Genomic DNA, 20,999 nt, shown 5'->3' with positions numbered 1-20,999 from the left:
GCTTTGCCTATTGCCTGCGCAGATCGTCGTCCAGCGACGCGATCAGCCCGGCTTCACTGACGCCTTCGACAAGGCCGAGGCGCGCCATCAGGATTTCAAGCGTGATGGCATTGTTGCGAACCGAACGAAAGGTGACGTTTTCCGCTCCCACCTGCGCCGCATCGATATTGGCCGCAAGGCTGGATATCTGCGCCTTCAGGAGTTCGATGGCGAGAAATATTTCGCCTATCACGGGTCGCGCCGCGCCATCGCCGGCCAGCCTGTCGACCAGCAGCGCCGAAAGTTCACGCTGCTTCTGCCCCAGAGCCACGGCGGCTTTCAAAAGGGTAGAAACGGAAACGGCCAGATTTCCGGCACCCTGAGCCAGGAACACCACCTGATCGGCGCGTAACAGACCTTCCCATGACGTATTGGGGCGGTTGCGCAGAACGACGAGCAAAGGCTGCCCGGCCGTATTGACGGCCGGCACGACGATCCAGTCCGCGTCGCCCTTCACCGACCCCGCAACGTCATCGGGAAGCCGCAGGGCGTAGTCGTCTTCCGTCACCGTAACCGCCTGATCCAGATCCGCGGCAGATATTGCCAGTGCGAAGGTCTCGCCAAGATCGAGACGGGCGAAAAGCGCCTTGCGCTGGTCTTCGCTGCCCGCATTCCTGATGAATTCAAGCGCGGTGAAATGTTCGACGAGATCATGCGCCGCCGCCGCATCGGCTGCGGAAATGATGGCGAGCGCCTGCGAGAGAACATCATTGGTGATGTCCGTCCCGCCCAGTTCCGTTGGAACGGAAAGAGCAAGAAGACCGGAACGGGCGATCCGCGCATGGATTTGCCCGGGACTTTCAACGGCGCAGTTTTCGGCGATCGTCCGGGCAACGGTCAGCACATCGACATCCGCGCCGAGGCGTGGAGGAACGAAACGAAGTCTTTCGCCGAGAGGCGTGACGGATCCCATGCTCAACTCCCTCAAAGAATGACAAAGTGAAAGCGCCGAACGGCCGACGCTCAGTCCAGAGAATGATAACGCCCGTTTTGATAGAGCAGCGAATGGCCGGAGCCGATGCGGATCGCCTCCACCTTACCGATGACGATGACGTGGCTGTGCCGTTCGATCGTCTCTTCAATGGTGCAATCGATCGCGGCAACAGCGTCTTCGAGAATGGGCGCACCGCTCGACAGCCGTGTCCATTCCGCACCGCGATACCGGTCCGGGCCCTTCAGGCCGCCGATGCCGGCAAACTGATTGGCGACAAACTGATGGTTCGCCCCAACGATGTTGACGGCGAGATGACCGAAACGCTGCACCACCGGCCATGTGGATGAGGATCGGTTGAGCGCCACCAGAATGCGCGGCGGATCGACCGACAAAGCGGTGGCCGAGGTCACGGTCGCGCCCGTTCGTTCGTCGCCTTCACCCGCCGTAATCACACTGACACCGCCGCCCAGCGTTCTCAGCGCCGCCTTGAGGCTGTCGGCATCCGCCGCCTTGCCGGCGACCGGGTCGCGGAGGTTGATGAATTGTTGATCCTTGGCCGCATATTGCAATGTCATCGGGTCGCTCCTGAAAACAGCTGAATTGTTCAATAGCTAGCAGCGGCGGCGGGGGGTGAAATAGACATCGTTTTCCATAATGCTAATATTCTATAGAAATAATGTTTTATGTGCCGCCGTCCGATTTCGCCCCGCTGGAAGGATATCTGCCGAAAAGGTGGGAGGCACAGGTCGCCTCCCGTCGAAGGATCAGGATCCGGACACCAGCTTGACGTTGCCGCCATGACCGCCGCCGCCGAAAACCTGTTTCGCGCCGAAAGAAGATCGTATCTGGTTGCGGGGTCCGCCGAGCCCGATTTCCGGAAACAGCAGTTCCGATAGCCGATAGGCTTCCTCCAGATGCGGATAACCCGAGGCGATGACGGTATCGATGCCCAGCGCCTGATATTCCCTGAGCCGCGCCGCCACCGTCTTCGGTGAACCGACCAGCGCCGTGCCCGCACCCGAACGGACGAGACCGATGCCCGCCCACAAATTCGGAGAGACTTCCAGCCGGTCGCGCCGGCCATTGTGCAGCGCCTGCATTCTCGCCTGTCCGACGGAATCCGAAGCCCTGGAAAAAACCTCCTGAGCGGATGCGATGGTTTCGTCGGAGAGCTTCGAGATCAGCCGCTCGGCATCGGCCCATGCTTCCTCGTCGGTCTCACGCACGATGAAATGCAGACGGATTCCGAACGTAACCTTGCGCCCCTTTTTGGCGGCAGCGGCGCGCACCTTGGCGATTTTTTCCGCCACCTGCGCCGGCGGTTCGCCCCAGGTGAGATATTTGTCGGTGATACCGGCCGAAAACTCGATGCCGGCATCGGAAGAGCCGCCGAAATAAAGCGGCGGGCGCGGTTCCTGCACCGGCGGCAGGCCGAGTTTCGCGTCCACCGCCTTGATATATTTGCCGTCGAGGCTTCCCTTGCCGGTTTCGATCAGCGAATTGAACACCTGGAAGAACTCATCGGCGTGATCGTAACGCTCGTCATGCGGCAGGAAAATGCCGTCACCGGCCAATTCCTGCGCGCTGCCGCCAACCACGATGTTGAGAAGCAGCCGGCCATGGGAAACGCGATCGAGCGTCGAAGCAAGCCGCGCATAATAGGCGGGCGAAGCGACGCCCGGACGGATGGCGACGAGGAATTTCAGCTTTTCGGTATAGGCAGCGAGATTGGCCGCAAGGATGAAGGATTCTTCGCAGGCGACACCGGTGGGGATGAGTACGCCTGAATAACCGAGCCGATCGGCGGCCTGGGCTATTTCCCGAAAATAGCCGGGATCGGCAGGACGCGAAAGATCATCCGAGCCGAGATAGCTGCCATCGCCTGAGGTGGGTATGAACCACAGAAAATCGAGTGGTTTATCGGATGTGCTCATCGGCAGGTCCTTTGCAATCTGCCCTCGGGCAATGCGCTTGATGATAAAAGGGTAGCCAATTCCTCGGCGCGTTTAAGAAATTTTGTTCCAATTTCCATCCGGCGAGGAGAGTTTCTCTCCCGGATAAACCGCGCTGCGAAGGGAAAAGGAGCCCTCGATGATGGTCGTCAGAAGACCGGATAGAGGCCGAGCATCGCAAAGTTCATTTCGCAGATCTCTTCCCGTTCGAGTTCGAGATCGCTTTTCTCCTGCCTGATGCGTCCGGAATGATCCAGAGGATGAAGGCTGACCTGTTCCTCTTCCCGCGGCTGACGCCGGGTCAAACCGAACAGATCGAAAGTAAACGCATGAAGTCCCTGCGGCATGTGCGCCTCCTTTGCTCAACTCCCCTTATCCTCAGGCGACCGTCCGAAATCGTCAATATTTTCCATAAAATTACTATTCTATAATTGGAGGATCGCCGGCAAATGTGGACTAAGGTTGCCGCAGCGGGAAAAAATCCGTTTCCGACCACCGATAATGGGGCCATCGCCGCTTCATCTGGCGACGGCGGTAATTTTCAGGTGTCCGGCCTCACGGCAAGGCAAACCGGCGCTTGAGAAAAAGGCCGGCAAATGCGCCCAAACCGCAAAAAACAAGAAATACCCAGCCGGAAAGCGCACCCGCATGAATGCCTGACAGCAGCACGCCAATGGTGCAGCCAAGCGAGGTCATGCCGCCCCAGCCCATCAGCACGCCACCGGCAAACCGTGTCGCCAACCCACCGGCGGAAGGCCATGCGGGTTGAAATTTTCCTGATGAAAGCGCGGACGCGAGGCTCGCAAATATCAGTCCCGAAACGAAGAGACCATTCGGCGACAGGATAGTCGTCTTAACGGCACTGATGCATCCCCGCACCGTGTCCAGCCCCGCAAGCGTTTCCGGCACCCAGCCCGCCGCAGCCCCTGCCGTTCTGACGATGCTGCCGAGTTCGGCCGTCACCCCGAGCGGCGCGACACGGAAATAGGAGAAGGCGCTGATGACCGCGACGAGAACCCCTGTGACGACGGGTGGCCAGCGGTCGATGAAGACGCCTCGGAACGCCTGTTGTAGCCGGTTTTCCGGGGCCGTAGTCGCAGAAGCGGGGGCGGCTTTATCGAAAAACAGAACGAGAAGGATCAGAACGATCAACACAGTGCAGGCGATCAGCAGCGCCGGGCCGTATCCCAGATGATGCGGCAACCAGATGGGCCAATCGTCGAAAATGCTGACCGTATAAAGAAAATTCCAGCTGAGAAACGCCAGCAGGAAACCGACCCCCGCTCCCACTATGGCAAGCACGGAACCGAAAGCCCCCTCGCCTAGCCGGTAAAAATGCCCTGACAGGCAGGAGCCGGAGAGCGCTGCGCCGAAACCGAAGACGGTCGCCGCCACCGCCAGAATCCAGCCGACGGGGCCGATATGCGCATTGGGCGGCAGGCGGCCGGGTTGCGGCACCGGCATCCACGCTGCGGTGACGATCTGGTAAAACACCACCCCCGCCAGCAGGGCGACGAGAATGGCCACAACACCGTCCGAACGCCTGCCGTCGATGAAGTCACGAAAATTGCAGAGAAAGCAGAACCGTCCGCGCTGCATCACGATGCCGAAAGCGGCCCCGGCCAGAAGGGAAAATGCAAGCGGCCTGCCGTTCTCAAGCAGCTCCACTCGATAAGCAGCAACCGTCACGGCACATAAGATGGCAAGCGCCAGGAGGCGGGAAAGGGTCGAGCGCATGGAATACCGGCAATGTCGGAAAAAAGGATGCCGGCGCGCCACCCGACGCGCCGGCTCACGGATGAAGGCAGCTAAGGCTTATTTGCCCGTCCAGACCGTTCCCGTCGGATTGCTGATCGGCACACCCACCGCATTTCCGTACTCGGTCCAGGAACCGTCATAATTGCGGACGTCGTAACCGAGGATCTTTTTCAGCGCGAACCAGGTGTGGCTGGAACGCTCGCCGATGCGGCAATAGGTGATGATGGGCGCCGAGCCGTCGACGCCCTTCTCGGCATAGATCGCCTTGATCTCTTCGGCCGATTTGAAGGTTCCATCCTTGTTGACGATTGTGCCCCACGGAACATTGACGGCGCCGGGGATGTGGCCGGCCCGGACGGACAGCTCCTTGACGCCATCCGGCGCGAAAATCTTGCCGGAATATTCATCCGCCGAGCGGATATCCACCAGCTTGATGTTGTGCTTGCCCTCGGCCACCGCAACGACGTCCACAAAGCGCGCCCGGACCGAGGTGTCGGGCTCGGCAAGCTTCAGTTTCGTTTCGGCCGTTGCCGGTGCGGATGTGTCGAAAGGCAGTCCCTGCGCTTCCCAGAGCTTGCGACCGCCATCCAGCAATTTCACCCGGTCGCCCAGACCGTAGGTTTCGAAAATCCATGCCCCCCAGGCGGCAAACCAGTTGTTATTATCCCCATATAGAACGATCGTCGTATCGTCACCCACGCCCGCCTTCTGCAGCAGGGACTGGAAATTGTCGCGCGCGGCAATGTCGCGTTTTTCCTTGTCGACGAGATCCGTATGCCAGTTGAGGTTCACCGCACCGGGAATATGCCCGCGCTCATAGACACCCGTATCGACGCTGACTTCAAAGACCCGAACTTTCGGATTGTCGAGATTTTCCTTCAGCCAGTCGGCCGTTACCAGCGCTTCCGAAGCCCCAGCCGTGGCCAACGATACCGCCGACAAAAACAACCCGCCGAGAGCCGACGTTGCAAGCTTGATCCTGGACATTTCCTTACCCCTTTCCCTGATTTGATGACCAATGAAAGGTGACGGCAAAACCGACCGGAGCGAAGAAATGCTTTTCTATATTTTTTATAGAAAATAAATGCGGCCACTCAAAAACAATCTTCAGGAGAAATTCAAAATTCCATCGGTAAAAATCGCCAATAAATCTCTCAAAGGTTGTAAACGATGCCAAAACCAAAAGAAGCGATCAACCAACCCGCACTCATCCCATTCGGCAAGGAGGCTGGAAAGCCTCGGCCTTTCTCTAAAAATGCGCATCGCCCAGGGCAGTCAATCTGTGTAGTCTCGATCCGGTCACCGCCTTTGCAGGCGCGCCCTCTGCCTTCAACCGTTCGAGAAGAGCATAACCCTCAGGCCATCGTCCGTAGCCGCTGGCAATATTGATATGTCCGACGGCGCCGAGATTGATGAGATCGCTCCCCCACAGGCTCGCACTGCGCGCGAGCTCTTCGCAATCCATATAGGGATCGTTCATGCTGCCCACGACGAGGCTGGGAAACGCAAGCGGTTGCTGCGGAAACGCGCCGAACCGGACGATACAGGGATGCATCGCCTCAACGCGGTCGAGATGGGCGGGTGCGACCAGAAGCGCGCCCTTGATTTTGGTGGCCGAAGGGCGAGAGGCCATATTCGCCACCAGCAGGCAACCGAGGCTGTGGGCGACGATATAAGCGCTTTCGACTGTCGCCAGCGCTACCTCGAGACGATCGAGCCAGTCCTTGAGAACCGGGCATTGCCAATTGTCCTGATCGACCAGCCGCGAGTCGGGATCATCCAGCAACCAGTGCCGCTGCCAATGTCCTTCATCCGAACCATTCAGGCCAGGGACAATCAAGGTGGTACACTTGCCTGCTCCATGGGTTGTGGGCGGTATGTCGCAAGCATGGTGAATTTCGCGATTTCCGTCGACTATTGCCTTGCTCACCTTTCGAAGCCTTGCGAAAAATCGATCCAGACAATTTCGATCATGCAGAAAATGCGTTCTCCATGGCGGAAATAATTTCGTCCAGAGGGAATCATTTCCTCAAATTTTTTATATAGAAAATATGTGCAATATAGGCTTTCCAGACGGAAAGCTTTTCCTCCGCCGCATGACAAAAGAAACGTCGCTGCTTCGCCGGGCCGCCGCCGCTTTGCCATTCTCGCACCTGCGGAGGTTTGCGCCTCCCGGGAGCGACAAGCGGTGAAGGCCAAACGTCAGCAGGGCCATTCCACCGCACCATAAAACGAAAATTCAGGCGGATAATGTGAGCAGCACAAGCGAATTTCTCTGGTACATCCCCAATGACGTCAAACCCGGCCACCGGGGCGACGCCGTCAGCGAAAATCACAACAGTCTCGATACATTGACGAGCCATGCCAAAGCGCTTGAAACCCATGGCTGGAAAGGCGCACTGCTCGGCACCGGCTGGGGACGTCCGGATACATTTACGGTGGCGGCGGCGCTTGCGGCCCGCACCACCACATTCGAGCCGCTGATCGCTATCCGTCCCGGCTACTGGAAGCCCGCCAACCTCGCATCCGCCGCCGCCACGCTCGACCAGCTTTCCGGCGGTAGAGTTCGGATCAACATCGTTTCCGGCAGGGATGAGCTTGCCGCCTATGGCGATGAAGAAGGCGATCAGGCGCAGCGCTATGCCCGCACGAAAGAATTCATGCGGCTGGTGCGGCGGCTCTGGACCGAGGAGAACGTCACTTTTAATGGCGATCATTTCCGGGTCACGAACTCCACCGTTTCGCCGCGCATCGCCGCGCGCGAAGGCCGGCCGCATCCCAAACTCTATTTCGGGGGCGCTTCCGAAGCAGCCGAGCAGGTTGCCGCAACCGAGGCCGATGTGCAGCTTTTCTGGGGAGAACCGCTCGCCGGCGTGCGTGAAAGGATCGAGCGGCTGAGAAACTTCAGCGAAAAGCTCGGCCGCGATCTGCCGCCGCTGCAATTCGGCCTGCGGATCACCACGCTGGTGCGAAAAACCACGGCCGAGGCATGGCGCGATGCGGAAGCGAAAGTTGCCGAAATGGCCGCAAATAATGGCGTACGCTGGAACGACCATCTTCAGGCCGTGGCGGTCGGCCAGCGCCGCCTGCTGGATTTGCACCGTCAGAGCGACGTGCTGGACGACAATCTCTATACCGCGCCGGGCAAATTCGGCGGCGGCGGGGCGGGAACCACATGGCTTGTCGGCTCGGCGGAAGATGTCGCCGCGTCACTGCGCAAATATCGCGCGCTGGGCATCAGCCATTTCGTGCTTTCCGACACGCCCTATCTCAAGGAAATCGAACGGCAGGGCGACAGCTTGCTGCCGCTGCTGCGGGATTGATGGGCGTGGCTTGAAGATGGGCGGCCCGCCTCGGACAAGGCCGCCCTTTTGCTTCATGGGTCAACCGCCCGCCGCCTTGATGCTCTGACGACCGAGAATCGTTCGGATCATATGGCTCTGCGGCGCATGCGCCCTTGCCGTTATCGCGTCACGGTGATGGCGCTCAAGGTCGTAATCCCGGCGCAGGCCGCGATTGCCGCCAAGCTCCAGCGCCAGATCCGTCACCGCCACTGCATTGTCGATGACCACATGACGAACGGCCAGCGCATCGGTTCCCACCCGCTCCCCCGCATCGACATCGCGGGCGACCGAGAGAAGGAGGCGTCGGTTCGCCGCCAGCAGCACCTCGATCTGGCCGAGACCTTCCTGAATGCGGGGGATGGAGGACAGAGGTGCGCCAAGACTTGCCGGAACATGGCCATTCAGATGGCGCAACAGATCGTCCCGCGCCGAAAGCGCGACACCGTGATAGACGGAAGCCAGTAGCACGAAGAAATTATACCCGTCCGCTTCATCGCGCCGCAGCGGCTCATCCGCCGGCTGCTCGGCCACAATGTCGGCAAGCGGCACCTGCACGTCTTCCAGCACCAGATCATGGCTGGCCGTGGCGTACATGCCGGTCGCCTCCCATGCTTTTTCCTGAGCGATGCCAGCCGCATCGAGGGGAACAAGAAGCTGGATGAGGCGGGGCGCCTCTTCCGTCGTCACGGCAAGCACGATTGCCCATTTCAGGCCCGGCAGGCCGGTGACGAAGCTCTTGCGGCCATTGACCACCCAGAATTCGCCCTCGATCCGCGCCGTCGTTTCCGGCAGGCCGCCATGGGCCGGCGAACCGACACCCGGCTCCGCCTGCGCATTGTTCAGGAGCGCCGGCTCCCTGCTATTGGCGGCCAGTACCTTTGCAGCAAGTGCTGCCGGCCACTTGCCGCGCCGGATCGCGGCATGAACGCTGTAATGCATGGCAAGGATGAGGGCGGTCGATGGATCGCCCTTGGCAATGGCCGTAATGACGGCATGTGCCGTTTCCATGCCTTCGCCCCAGCCGCCATCCTTTTCAGCCGTGACGAGACCCAGCAGGCCGGACTTGAAAAGCGCCTCGAAATTACCGGCGGCGAATTCGCCGCTTTTATCATGGTCCGCTGCGGTCAGGCTGAAATCCCCGGCCAGCGCGGTTGCAACGGCGACGGGATCTGGCCGCTGCGCCGGCTCGTTCGCAACGGCGGAAAGTGCAACGCTCATGCCACCGCCCTTTCATTTGCCGTGACGAAACGGTCGTCGATCCAGTCGCCAAGATCGAAGTCGTTTTCAAGGAAGCCCCATTGATGCAGGAAGTCCTTGTAATGGCCGACGGCGCCGACAAGATCGGCATCGAGGCCGAGACCGAGATGGCGGTGAACCTCAGCGCCATTGGCGGCCAGAACCTGCTCCTCCGTCGCGCCGGCCTCGCGCGCGATGAAACGGCGCGTCTCTTCCGGGTGCTGTTCCGCCCATAGCGAGGCCCGGCCAATGGCGCCAACCAGCCGCTGCACCAGATCGGGGCGCTCATCGGCAAGCCGTCCGTCAACCGTCAGCACCCGCGGAGAACCGGAATTGATGCGTATCTTGGGATCGGGATGAAAACCGAACTCCGCCACCTGCACCGCACCGATCAGGTTCGCGGCGGCGATGCCCGCCGTTCCCTTGACGAAAATCGCATCGACCTCGCCCCGCAGCAGCGCAATGATTTCCTCGCCGAAGGATTGCCGGCGCTTCAGGCCGAATAGCGACGGCCCTTCCTGCGAGGCCAGCACCGAATCCTTGATGACGATGTCCTTGAGCTCGACATCCTCGACCTTTAGCCCTTCCAGCGAAAGCGCCGAAACAATGCCCTTCAGCGCCGTCGCGCGCATGAAATCGACAATGCCTTCCGGCCGGCGCGGCACGCCGAAACGGCGGCCGACGAGATCGGAAAGCGAGCGGATACCGGTCTCCGGCAGGGTGATGATTGCCTGAAACTCATCCGTCCAGGTCACCCCGATGAGACGCGTATTGCGTCCTTCCGAGCGGGCGCGGATGGGTGGCACATTGCCGCCATGACGGAAGGACCATTCCAGAGTGTGGTTGAAATGGCTCTGCCGGACGGAACGGTCAGGCGAATCGATGATGGATTTCAACGCTATGCCGACCTCCTCGAAGGTCTGCTCGAGATAACCGAGCTGTGCCGCCAGCCCCACGGGTGTGGGCACCGGGCAGCGTGTGTACCAGATTTCAGAAAGTGTCGTGCTCATGGCTTTGGCCTCGATGAAAAGGAAAGGTCCCGGCCCGCCGTAGAGGGGGCCGGGTCTGGCGAGACGATCAGGATGCGGCGATATGCGCGAAGGCGAGGCTTCCCGCCACGCCTTCCGCGCCGATGGTGTGATCGGCAATGCGCTTGTTGTAGATGGTGATCTCCGGCGCTGCGACGATGTCGATGGCCGGCACGTCCTCGACGAGAATCTGCTGGATTTCCTTCCATTGCGCGACGCGCTTGTCCGGATCGATCTCGATGGCGGCGGCCTCCAGCAGCGCATCCACCTTCGGATTGCTATACGCAGCACCATTGGAGAAGGGCACGCCCTTCTTGAAGTTCTTCGACCAGTAGAGCCGCTGCACGCCAACGGTCGGATCGAAGAGATTGCTCATGCCCTCATAGGCAAAATCGAAATCGCGATCCGTGTAGATGCGCTTGGTATAGGTGGCGAAATCCTGCGTCCGCACCGTCACATCCACGCCGACTTTCGCCAGCGCCTGGCGAATATAGTCCGCGCCGCGCGGATAGGCTTCTGTGCTCGGCACGTAATCCAGATTGAGCTTGAAACGGATGCCATCCGCACCGCGCTTGTATCCGGCCTCGTCCAGCAGCGCTTCCGCTGCCTTCAGATCGATCGGATAGGTCTTCAGATCGTCCACGAACCATTTGGTCAGCTTCGGGTTGATCGGCCCGGTGATCGTCGCGCCGTAACCGAAATTGACCGTGTTGAAGATGACGTTGCGGTCAATCACATGCGCGAAGGCGCGGCGGACGCGGACATCCTTGAACACGTCCTTTTCGAGGTTGAATTCCACGCGGCTGATCGAATTGGTATATTGATAGCCATTGGTTTCGAAGCCGAGGCTCGGCAGTTCCTTCAGCCGGTCGAGATCGCTATAGGCGACCGGCGTGCTGGGCGCGAGATCGATCTCACCGGTTTCGATGGCAATCGCCCGGGCCGACGCGTCAGGAATGAAGCGAACAATCAGCTTGTCGAGATAGGGGCGCGGCGCATCCCAATAATCGGCATTGCGCTCAAAAACGATGTGACTGCCGCGCACCCACTCCTTGAACTTGAACGGACCGGTGCCGATGGGTGCGAGATTGACCGGATTTTCGGTCACCTTCGTACCTTCATAGAGATGTTTCGGCACGATGGGCGTTTCGGCGGCGGCAAGCGCCGTGATCAGATAGGGCGCGGGTTTGGAGAGAACCAGGACCGCCGTCAGCTCGTCCGGCGTCTCGACGGCAGTGAGGTTCAGGAATGTATTGCGTCCACGCGGATGCACTTCCTTGATGGTGTTGATGGAAAAGGCCACGTCGGCGGATGTGAAGGGCTTGCCGTCATGCCACTTCACGCCGGGCCTCAGCTTGAAGGTGTAACGCAGACCATCCGCGCTCACTTCCCATGATTTGGCCAAGAGCGGCTTGGGATTGAGGTCAAAATCATAGGTCAACAGCCCTTCGGTGACCTTGGGTGATATATAGACGGAATTATAGGCGGTGTGTGCGATCGTCGTCAGCACCGGCGGTTCCGATGAGATGAGCAGGGTAGCCGTGCCACCGCTTGCCGGCTCCGCCGCGTTGAGCTTCGGCCCCGGCAACGACACCACGCCAAGCGCCACGGACGCCAGCAGAAATCCACGCCGCGTCGTCTGGTTGAAAATAGTCATGCGATACCCTCTCCTTGATTGAACCGGCGAAAAACCGGCAAACTGAACGGCCGCGTTTAGGAAGAAGTTTGTTCCGCAGACGAGAGCGAGCTTGGCATGAAGAACCAACCATTCTCATAAACAGGAATTATCTTTTCTTTATGGCGCATATTTCCGTAAATTTCAGAAAATAATTCTATTACTCTTTGACAAATTCCATAAAATTAGTCAACTAATACCACCGCCTTCAGGGGCCGATTTCATATTTCCACGCTTACGGACTGGAGCCGATGTCGAATTCGAAACGGATTTTATCGCAGGCAAGGCGGGTTGCCATTCAGGCCATTCCGACGGTTCTCGGTATCGTCATCCTGAACTTCTTCCTGCTGCAGTTGGCGCCCGGCGATGCCGCCGATGTACTGGCCGCGGAAGCGGGTTCAGCGACCGTCGAGACCATGGCCGAAATCCGCAACCGCTTCGGGCTGGATCTGCCCGTCGTGCATCAGCTGATGAACTATCTCGGCAATCTCGCGCAATTCAGCCTTGGTTTTTCGCCACGTTACGGCATGCCGGTGGCAGACCTCATCGGCCAGCGTCTGCCCGGCACACTCGCCCTGATGGGCGCCGCACTTGGCATTGCGATTTTCGTCGGCGTGTTTCTCGGCTCGATCATGGCGCTTTTCTCCGGCAAGCTGCCGGACCGGATCATTTCCATCGGTTCACTGATCTTTTATTCCGTGCCGGGTTTCTGGATCGGCCTGATGTTGATCCTGACGTTCTCAGTGAAGCTCGGCTGGCTTCCCTCCGGCGGCGACAGCACCATCGGCAGCAGCCTCACCGGTCTCGACGCCCTGCTGGACAGGCTGCGTTATATCGTTCTCCCTGCCCTTTCGTTGGCGCTTTATTTTCTGGCGATCTATGCCCGCCTTACCCGCGCGGCGATGCTGGAAGTGAAATCCCAGGACTATGTGCGCACGGCGCGCGCCAAGGGCGTTTCTCCGCTCCGGCTCACCACGCGCCATATCCTGCGCAATGCGCTCATCCCCATCACCACCATGGCCGGCATGCATATCGGCGGCCTGCTCGGCGGCGCGGTCGTGGTCGAAACGGTCTTCAGCTGGCCGGGCCTTGGCCGTCTGGCTTTCGAAGCCGTGATGGCGCGGGATTTCAGCGTGTTGCTCGGCATTCTGCTTCTCTCCTCCCTCGTCGTCATCATCGTCAATGCAGCCGTGGACCTGTTGCAGGCATGGCTTGACCCCCGCATCGGAGAAAGCCGATGAATTCCTCCCAGACCACCGCTGTCCTCGGCGCAGCCGAACTCAGCGCCGAAGACAACAATCCCAAACCGAAGAAACCGGAAGAAAAAGCCTGGCCCTATATCCATGCGCCGGATGCGCTTTCGGCCCGCTCCATCTCCGTGCCCCGGCGCGGCCTGCGGCGGGAACTGAAAATCTTCCTTACCAATCCCAACGCCATCGTCGGGTTGCTGTTTCTCGCAACCGTCATCGTCACCGCCCTGATCGCCCCCTTGATCTATCCCGGGGATCCCCTGGAAATGGTGGCGCGCCCGTTCCTGTGGCCCGGCCAGAATGCCGCCTATCCGCTCGGCACCGATTCCATGGGCCGGGATGTTCTGGCTGGCATCGTGCACGGCGCGCGCATCTCGCTCACCGTCGGGGTCGTGGCGACGCTGATCGGGCTGACGATCGGCATCGCGGTCGGCGCCTTCGCCGGTTATTTCGGCGGCGTCATTGACGATATCCTCGTCAAGCTGATCGAAATCTTCCAGACCCTGCCGAATTTCGTGCTGCTCGTCGTGCTCGTCGCCATCGCCCAGCCGTCCGTCACCACGGTCACATCGGCCATCGGCATCATCACCTGGCCGCTCGTTGCGCGCCTCACCCGCGCCGAATTCCGCGCCATCCGCGAGAAGGACTATGTGCTCGCCGCCCGCAGCCTCGGTTACGGCCATGCGCGCATCGTATTTCAGGAAATCTTGCCCAATGCCCTGCCGCCGATCATCGTCACCTCCTCGGTCATGGTGGCGGGCGCGATCCTCATGGAGGCGGCACTGTCCTTCATGGGGCTTGGCGATCCAAACCGCGTGTCCTGGGGTTCGATGATCGGTTCCGGCCGCGATGTCATCCGCACCGCCTGGTATCTGACCGCCCTACCCGGCCTTGCCATCGTCTTCACCGTCATTTCGCTGAACCTCATCAGCGATGGCCTCAACGATGCGCTCAACCCCCGTTTTTCGGAGGAACGCCGATGAGCAAACTGATTGAAGTCCATGATCTCTCCGTCAGCTTCGGCTCCGCCCAACCGGTCAAAGGCGTCAGTTTCGATGTCAGCCCCGGCGAAATGCTCGCCATCGTCGGCGAAAGCGGCTCCGGCAAATCCCTGACGGCGCTTGGCCTGATTGGCCTCCTGCCCTCCCACGCCAAGACCGGCGGGCGGGTTCTGCTCGAGGGTCGCGACCTGCTGCCGCTTTCCGAGCGTCAGTGGCGCGGCATTCGCGGCCGGGATATCGGCATGATCTTTCAGGAGCCGATGACCTCGCTCAACCCCGTTCTGACGGTCGGCGAACAGATCATCGAGGTGCTGCGCATCCATGAGAAGATCGACCGGCATCAGGCGCGCAAACGCGCCATCGAGCTTCTGGAACTGGTCAATATTCCAGACGCCCGCCGCCGGGTGGACGATTATCCGCACCAGCTTTCCGGCGGCATGCGCCAGCGCGTGATGATCGCCATCGGCGTCGCCTGCAATCCGAAACTCTTGATCGCCGACGAGGCGACGACGGCGCTTGACGTGACGATACAGGCGCAAATCCTGCAACTGCTCGACAATCTGCGCCGTGACCTCAACATGGCCGTCATCCTCATCACCCACGATCTCGGCATCGTGGCACAATGGGCGGACCGGGTGATGGTCATGTATGCCGGCCGCAAGGTGGAAGAGGGATTGCCGGAACCGGTTTTCTCCAATCCCTATCATCCCTATACGCGCGGCCTGCTTGCCGCCTCGCCGCGCGCGGAAGACGGGCAGCATTATCGCGACGGGCCGCTCATCGAGATTCCGGGCTCCATCGTTTCCGCCACGGGGGAACGCGGCTGCGCCTTCCGGCCGCGCTGTCCGAGCGCCCGCGGCTTCTGCGGGCAGTTCGTACCGCCGCTGCGGCAAATCTCGCAAGGCCGTTACGCCGCCTGCCCCTTCGTTGCTCCCACTTCCCACGAGGTACCCGATGGCGCTCTTGTCAGTGCATAGTCTTTCCACCCATTATGCGGGCGGACGCGGCACCGTGCGCGCTGTCGATGACGTTTCCCTCGATATCGAGGCGGGCGAGACCGTGGCGCTGGTGGGTGAATCCGGTTGCGGCAAGTCCTCGCTCGGCAAATCGCTGATGCGGTTGGTCGAGCCGTCTTCCGGCCGGATCACCTTCAAGGGTGCCGACGTCACGGCAATGACATCGTCCGAACTGCGCGGCATCCGCCGCCGCATCCAGATGATCTTTCAGGACCCCTTCGCCTCGCTCAACCCGCGCCAGACGGTGCGCACCATCCTGACCGGGCCGCTGAATGTGCATGGCATCGGTAACCGGGCGCGCCAACGAGAGATCATCGAGGCCATCGTGGCACAGGTGGGCCTGCCGGCGGATTCGCTCGACCGTTACCCGCATGAATTTTCCGGCGGCCAGCGCCAGCGCATCGGCATTGCCCGCGCGCTGGTTCTGGAACCGGAACTGGTGGTCTGCGACGAGCCAGTTTCGGCGCTCGATCTTTCGATACAGGCGCAAATCCTCAACCTTCTGGTGGAGATGAAGAAGCGGCTTTCGCTCTCCTATCTCTTCGTTTCCCACGATCTGTCCGTGGTGCGTTATTTCTCCGACCGCGTGCTGGTCATGTATCTCGGCAAGATCGTCGAAAGCGCGCCGACATCGGAACTCTGGGCTTCCCCGAAGCACCCCTATACGCGCGCGCTTCTTGCCGCCGTTCCCGATCCCGCTCGCCGCAAGCAGGCGGCCCCCATTTCCGGCGACCTGCCGAGCCCGCATAACCCGCCATCCGGCTGCCGGTTTCACACCCGCTGCCCGCTCGCCACCGATCTCTGTCGCGAAAAAGCGCCGGATTACACCCTTTTCGGCAAGAACCACGCCGTGGCCTGCCACCATGCCCAATAAACTGAAGGAGCAACCATAATGGTCGACTATCGCTATCTCGGACGCAGCGCGCTGAAAGTTTCACCGCTGAGCCTCGGCACGATGATGTTCGGAGGCCCGACGCCGGATGACGTGGCCTTCCGCATCATCGACAAGGCGCGCGAGCAGGGCATCAATTTCATCGACACCGCCGATGTCTATCACGACGGCAAGTCGGAAGAAGTCGTCGGCCGCGGCATCAAGTCCACGCGCGATCACTGGGTTCTGGCGACGAAATTCGTCAATTCCCACACCAAGGGCCCGAACCTCGGCGGGCATTCGCGCAAATGGGTGATCGAAACCGTCGAGAATTCGCTGCGCCGCCTCAACACCGATTACATCGACATCCTCTATTTCCACCGCGCCGTCTTCGATGCGCCGCTGGAAGAGCCGGTGCGCGCCATCGCCGATCTCATCCGCGCCGGCAAGCTGCGTTACTTCGGCGTGTCGAACTTCCGTGGCTGGCGCATCGCCGAAATTTCGCATCTGGCCGACCAGCTCGGCATCGACCGGCCCGTTGCCAGCCAGCCGCTCTACAATATCGTCAACCGCACGGCCGAAGCCGAGCAGTTGCCTGCGGCCAATCATTATGGCCTTGGTGTCGTGTCCTATTCACCGCTCGCACGCGGTGTGCTGACCGGGAAATACCAGCCGGGCGAACAGCCGGGCGCCGATACCCGCGTTGGCCGTGGCGACAAGCGTGTTCTGGAAACGGAATGGCGTCCGGAATCGGTCGAGATCGCGCAGAAGGTCGCAGCCCATGCCGCCTCGAAGGGTGTTTCGGCGGCGGATTTCGCGCTTGCCTGGGTGCTGAACAACAAGTTCGTCACCGCCGCCATCACCGGCCCGCGCACCGAAGAGCACTGGGACGGATATATCCGCGCGCTCGATGTGAAGATCGATGCGGAAGATGAAGCGCTGGTCGACAGCCTCGTCACCACCGGCCATCCCTCCACACCCGGTTTCAACGATCCGAGCCATCCCGTCGAAGGCCGCGTGCCGCGCAATCTCGAACCCGCACACCGCCCGGCGCTCAAGCCGCGCGCGGTCGCCTGATCGTCCAGAAGACCATGCCTGCGGCGCGCCCGTGCCGCAGGCCCTCACATCCGCTCAGGGAAAACCGCAATGTCCACTCCGAAACTGCAGACAACCACCACCGACAATGCCGGCGTGCCAAGCCGTGACGAGATTCTGGCCCGGGCAAAGGACATTGCGGCCATCGCGGCCAAGGATGCCGCCCGTCGCGAACGCCAGCGGGAACTGCCCTTCGATATCTTCGCCCTTATCAAGGAGGCGAAGATCGGCACGCTGCGCGTTCCCGAAGCCAAGGGCGGACCGGGCGGTTCGATTGCCGACTACATCGAAGTGCTGATGATCCTCGGCGAAGCCGACAGCAATATTCCACACGCGCTGCGCAGCCATTTCAATTTCACCGAAAACCTCGCTCTGACACCCATTGAGCTGGAGGACCGACGGCATCTCGAACATGTGCTTGCCGGCAAGCTCTTCGCAGGCGCCAGCACTGAACAGGGCACCAAACGCCCCGGCGAAATCACCACGCGGCTGATTGCGGATGGTGACCGTTACCGGCTGAACGGCCGCAAATGGTATGCGACAGGCACGGCCTTTGCCGATTTCGGCACCTTCAGCGCCATTGGCGATGACGAACAACCGATCGGCGTGCTCATTCCGCTTGATCGCGCCGGCATCACCATTCTCAACGACTGGGACAGCATGGGCCAGCGCATGACGGCAAGCGGCGGGGTGCTGCTTGAGAATGTCGAGGTCATGCCGCATGAATTGACGACGCGCAAGCTCGGCACCCAGATCGGCCGCCACAGCTCGGCCATGCGGCAGCTGCATCTGGCCGCCTCGGCCGCCGGCGCTGTTCAGGGGGCGCTGAAGGACGGCGTGGAGTATGTTCTGCGCCAGGCACGCACCACACTTCACAGCAGCGCCGAAACCGCCAATCAGGACCCCTTCGTGCAGAAGATGCTCGGCGAAATCAGCGCCGGCGCTTTCGCCGTGAAGACCCTGATCCGCGAAGCGGCAAGAACGCTCGACCGCACCGCGGCCGCCTTCGCCACCGGGGACGAAGAGGCGATCGAGGCGGCCCTGCTGGAAGGTTCGCTCGCCACCGCCCGTACCCAGATCATCGCATCGCAGCTTTCGCTCACGGTCGCCACCAATCTCTATGAACTCGGCGGCGGTTCGGCGACATCGAGCGAGCGGAATTTCGACCGCCACTGGCGCAATATCCGCACGGTCTACAATCACAATCCGCTTGCCCACAAGGCGCGGGTGATTGGGGACTATTACCTGAACGGCACCACGACGCATCTCCGGGAAGGCCGGGTGTTCTGACCATGCGGAAGATGCAGGCGGCAAAGGAGAAACAGCAATGAGAACGGAGTTTATCGCTCCCGCCGGGAACCGGGCGGCTTTTCGCTTGCCGACACTTTCCCGGCTGCCGCCGCTGACCGCCTTACGCGCCTTTGTCGTCGCCGCCCGCCATGCGAGCTTCTCGCGGGCGGCGGAGGAGCTGCATGTCTCGACCGCCGCCATCGGACAGCAGGTGCGAATTCTCGAAACCCATCTCGGCCAGCCGCTCTTCAGCCGCCAGCGCGGTGAATTGCTGCTGACCGATGCCGGCAGCGCGCTTTATCCCGGGCTTGCCGATGCTTTCGAGACCATGATCGGCAGTCTTTCCGACCTGATGGTTTCAAACGCCCGGCCGCAGCTGAAGGTTCTGGCGGAAGGTTGCTTTGCCGCCCGCTGGCTGGCGCCGCGGCTGGGCAGTATCGTTCCGGCGCTCGGAGACGTGGAGCTTTCCATTGAATCCCTTGAAAGCGAAACCATCGACCTCACCCATTTCGATGCCGATTGCGCCATCGTCGCCACCCATGCGCAGATTCCGGGCTTCATTCATGAGCCGCTTTTCGCCGATACCGTCAGCGCCGTGTGCACCCCGGAATTCGCTGCCCGCCATGGGCTTGCAGACGAGCCGGAGCGGCTGCGGGATCTCAGCTTTGCGATGTTGCGTGGCAATGGCCTGGACCCGGCCTTCGAATGGGCGAACTGGCTTCGCGCCTGCCGCATTCCGCTCAGGCTTTCGGCAACCGGTCCGCGTTTTTCACGCCAGACAGCGCTGATAGAGGCAATCTCATCCGGCCACGGCATCGGCCTCGTGCGCCATTCGCTGATTTCGGAAGAGCTGAAAAACGGCCGGCTGATCGCTCCCTTTGGCGCACCGCAACCGACCGCCAGCCGTTATCACCTGCTGACCAGTCCTGACAGGCGGCGGCTGCCGGAGGTCGCATCTCTACTCGCCCTATTGCGCGAGGATATGCGCTCTCTCGAGGCCGCCGCCTGAACACGCCCGTCCCACCTCAGGCGCGTTCCCTTTGCAACTCTCTGGCCGTGTAGATATTTTCCGGCCGAGGCAGGCCATAATGGTCGCGCAGCGTGTCGCCCTCATAATCCTCGCGGAACAGCCCACGCTGTTTGAGGATCGGCACAACCCCGTCGACGAAGTTGTCGAACCCGCCATTCAGCCATGGCGGCATGATATTGAAGCCATCGGCCGCGCCATCGCGGAACCAGGTCTCTATCCAGTCCGCCACCTGCTCCGGCGTTCCGGAAATCACCTTGTGGCCACGTCCGCCGGCAAGCCGGTGCAGCAATTGCCGGATCGTCGGATTTTCCCGGTCGATGACATCGAGAACCAGCTGATGGCGGCTGCTATCCGCTTGAGCCCGCGTCGCTTCCACGGCCTCCTTCGGCAAGGGTTGGTCGAGATCGGCCGATGAGAGATCGATGCCGGTGATGCGCTGCAATTGCCCGAGCGAAAAGGCCGGCTGGATGAGATCGTTGAAAGAAGCCTCGAGCCTGCGTGCCTCCTCTTCGGTTGACGCGATGAAGGGGCTGATGCCCGGCAGGATTTTCACATGGGCGGGATTGCGCCCCGTGGCCGCGACGCGCCGCTTGATGTCGGAATAAAAAGACCGCGCACTCTCCAGAGTCTGATGCGCGGTAAAGATTGCCTCGGCATAATGGGCGGCGAAACCGCGCCCTTCCTCCGAGGAGCCAGCCTGCACATAGACCGGCCGGCCCTGCGGTGAACGCGGCACGTTCAGCGCGCCCCGCACCCGATAAAATTCGCCGTCGTGATTGGCCGGATGGATGCGGTCGGTATCGGCGAAAAGGCCGCTTTCCTTATCCGCAACAATGGCGTCATCTTCCCAGCTGTCCCAGAGCTTCGTCACCACATCCACGAACTCAATCGCCTGACGATAACGATCGGCATGCGGCGGATGCTTCTGGAGATTGAAGTTGCCCGCCGCAGCATCCGCCGAAGTCGTCACGATGTTCCAGCCCACGCGGCCTCCGCTGATATGATCGACGGACGCGAACAGCCGCGCGAGATTATATGGCTCGTAATAGGTGGTGGAGGCCGTGGCGATGAAACCGATTTTCTCCGTGACGGCGGCGAGAGCCGAAAGCATGGTGATAGGCTCCAGCCGGTGGCGGGCTGCATAGCGGATATTGGCGTCCAGCACCGGCGCATCGGCGAAGAAGATGGCATCGAGCTTCGCCGCCTCGGCCTTGCGGGCGATATCCTGATAGAGCTTTATATCGGTGACGCGATGCGGCTCGGAGTCCGGATGCCGCCAGGCCGCCTCGTGATGTCCGCCCGGATAGATGAAGGCGTTAAGAACCAGCTTCTCGGATTTTCTGCTCATGGAAATGACCTCTTATTCGCTCTGAACCGAAGGGGGAGAAGGCTCTCACGCCTCCTTCGTCACCCAGGCCTTGGCGAGATTGCCGCTCAGCCCCTCTGCGCCTGTCGCATAATCCTTGATGCGCACGCTGCC

19 protein-coding genes are annotated in these 20,999 nt (G+C 61.0%); 8 read left to right on the top strand and 11 right to left on the bottom strand.

Annotated features, from left to right (window positions below):
- Positions 1-7: 7 nt before the first annotated feature.
- The 7 genes from I3J13_RS24640 to I3J13_RS24610 form a co-directional block, all read right to left on the bottom strand.
- Positions 8-952 carry an acyl-CoA dehydrogenase family protein gene (locus I3J13_RS24640; RefSeq protein ID WP_196380570.1) on the bottom strand — a complete coding sequence of 315 codons (945 nt, stop codon included), beginning with the start codon at positions 950-952 and terminating at the stop codon, positions 8-10.
- A 50-nt stretch (positions 953-1,002) separates the two neighbouring features.
- On the bottom strand, positions 1,003-1,548 hold the full coding sequence (locus I3J13_RS24635) for a flavin reductase family protein (protein WP_003524682.1): 546 nt from the start codon (positions 1,546-1,548) through the stop codon (positions 1,003-1,005).
- Between the two features lie 189 nt (positions 1,549-1,737).
- Positions 1,738-2,907, bottom strand: coding sequence for an FMNH2-dependent alkanesulfonate monooxygenase (ssuD, locus tag I3J13_RS24630; protein ID WP_020808882.1), 1,170 nt, complete (start codon positions 2,905-2,907; stop codon positions 1,738-1,740).
- A gap of 167 nt (positions 2,908-3,074) precedes the next feature.
- Complete coding sequence (locus I3J13_RS24625) at positions 3,075-3,272, bottom strand: hypothetical protein (RefSeq protein WP_003524684.1); 198 nt, start codon at positions 3,270-3,272, stop codon at positions 3,075-3,077.
- A gap of 208 nt (positions 3,273-3,480) precedes the next feature.
- Entirely contained in the window at positions 3,481-4,662 is a 1,182-nt protein-coding gene (locus tag I3J13_RS24620) for a YeeE/YedE family protein (protein ID WP_196380569.1), read from the bottom strand.
- A gap of 78 nt (positions 4,663-4,740) precedes the next feature.
- Positions 4,741-5,670 (bottom strand): sulfurtransferase, encoded by a 930-nt coding sequence (locus I3J13_RS24615; protein ID WP_196380568.1) that lies wholly within the window; start codon positions 5,668-5,670, stop codon positions 4,741-4,743.
- A gap of 262 nt (positions 5,671-5,932) precedes the next feature.
- Positions 5,933-6,523, bottom strand: a complete 591-nt coding sequence (locus tag I3J13_RS24610) for an alpha/beta hydrolase (RefSeq protein ID WP_196380567.1) — start codon at positions 6,521-6,523, stop codon at positions 5,933-5,935.
- A 412-nt stretch (positions 6,524-6,935) separates the two neighbouring features.
- Here I3J13_RS24610 and I3J13_RS24605 point away from each other — a divergent pair, with 412 nt between their 5' ends.
- The gene (locus tag I3J13_RS24605; protein ID WP_196380566.1) at positions 6,936-8,006 is read left to right on the top strand and encodes an LLM class flavin-dependent oxidoreductase; all 1,071 of its coding nucleotides are present in this window, start codon (positions 6,936-6,938) and stop codon (positions 8,004-8,006) included.
- 60 nt (positions 8,007-8,066) lie between these two features.
- On the opposite strand, the gene I3J13_RS24600 is transcribed toward I3J13_RS24605, so the two are convergent.
- The 3 genes from I3J13_RS24600 to I3J13_RS24590 all read right to left on the bottom strand — a co-directional run bounded on the left by I3J13_RS24600 (position 8,067) and on the right by I3J13_RS24590 (position 11,948).
- Complete coding sequence (locus I3J13_RS24600) at positions 8,067-9,245, bottom strand: acyl-CoA dehydrogenase family protein (protein ID WP_196380565.1); 1,179 nt, start codon at positions 9,243-9,245, stop codon at positions 8,067-8,069.
- Positions 9,242-10,273 carry an ABC transporter substrate-binding protein gene (locus tag I3J13_RS24595; RefSeq protein WP_196380564.1) on the bottom strand — a complete coding sequence of 344 codons (1,032 nt, stop codon included), beginning with the start codon at positions 10,271-10,273 and terminating at the stop codon, positions 9,242-9,244. The genes I3J13_RS24600 and I3J13_RS24595 overlap by 4 nt, the downstream gene beginning before the upstream one ends.
- 67 nt (positions 10,274-10,340) lie before the next feature.
- The gene (locus tag I3J13_RS24590; protein ID WP_196380563.1) at positions 10,341-11,948 is read right to left on the bottom strand and encodes an ABC transporter substrate-binding protein; all 1,608 of its coding nucleotides are present in this window, start codon (positions 11,946-11,948) and stop codon (positions 10,341-10,343) included.
- Positions 11,949-12,217: 269 nt separating this feature from the next.
- Between I3J13_RS24590 and I3J13_RS24585 the strand changes: the two genes are divergently transcribed.
- From I3J13_RS24585 to I3J13_RS24555, 7 genes are all read left to right on the top strand, one after another.
- Positions 12,218-13,207 carry an ABC transporter permease gene (locus I3J13_RS24585; RefSeq protein ID WP_080837719.1) on the top strand — a complete coding sequence of 330 codons (990 nt, stop codon included), beginning with the start codon at positions 12,218-12,220 and terminating at the stop codon, positions 13,205-13,207.
- Positions 13,204-14,199 carry an ABC transporter permease gene (locus I3J13_RS24580; protein WP_196380562.1) on the top strand — a complete coding sequence of 332 codons (996 nt, stop codon included), beginning with the start codon at positions 13,204-13,206 and terminating at the stop codon, positions 14,197-14,199. The genes I3J13_RS24585 and I3J13_RS24580 overlap by 4 nt, the downstream gene beginning before the upstream one ends.
- Positions 14,196-15,194, top strand: a complete 999-nt coding sequence (locus tag I3J13_RS24575) for an ABC transporter ATP-binding protein (protein ID WP_174057852.1) — start codon at positions 14,196-14,198, stop codon at positions 15,192-15,194. Before I3J13_RS24580 ends, I3J13_RS24575 begins: the two co-directional genes overlap by 4 nt.
- Positions 15,172-16,107, top strand: coding sequence for an ABC transporter ATP-binding protein (locus I3J13_RS24570; RefSeq protein ID WP_196380561.1), 936 nt, complete (start codon positions 15,172-15,174; stop codon positions 16,105-16,107). The genes I3J13_RS24575 and I3J13_RS24570 overlap by 23 nt, the downstream gene beginning before the upstream one ends.
- A gap of 18 nt (positions 16,108-16,125) precedes the next feature.
- The gene (locus I3J13_RS24565; RefSeq protein WP_080857360.1) at positions 16,126-17,181 is read left to right on the top strand and encodes an aldo/keto reductase; all 1,056 of its coding nucleotides are present in this window, start codon (positions 16,126-16,128) and stop codon (positions 17,179-17,181) included.
- 69 nt (positions 17,182-17,250) lie between these two features.
- Entirely contained in the window at positions 17,251-18,489 is a 1,239-nt protein-coding gene (locus I3J13_RS24560) for an acyl-CoA dehydrogenase family protein (RefSeq protein WP_196380560.1), read from the top strand.
- Between the two features lie 37 nt (positions 18,490-18,526).
- The gene (locus I3J13_RS24555) at positions 18,527-19,498 is read left to right on the top strand and encodes a LysR substrate-binding domain-containing protein (protein ID WP_196380559.1); all 972 of its coding nucleotides are present in this window, start codon (positions 18,527-18,529) and stop codon (positions 19,496-19,498) included.
- A 16-nt stretch (positions 19,499-19,514) separates the two neighbouring features.
- Here I3J13_RS24555 and I3J13_RS24550 read toward each other — a convergent pair whose 3' ends face one another.
- A complete protein-coding gene (locus tag I3J13_RS24550; RefSeq protein WP_196380558.1) occupies positions 19,515-20,867 on the bottom strand; it encodes an LLM class flavin-dependent oxidoreductase in 1,353 nt (450 codons plus the stop codon).
- Between the last annotated feature and the right edge of the window lie 132 nt (positions 20,868-20,999).

The organism is Agrobacterium leguminum (genome assembly GCF_015704895.1).
GTDB lineage: Bacteria > Pseudomonadota > Alphaproteobacteria > Rhizobiales > Rhizobiaceae > Agrobacterium > Agrobacterium leguminum.
This window is presented reverse-complemented; position numbering and strand designations above follow the sequence as displayed.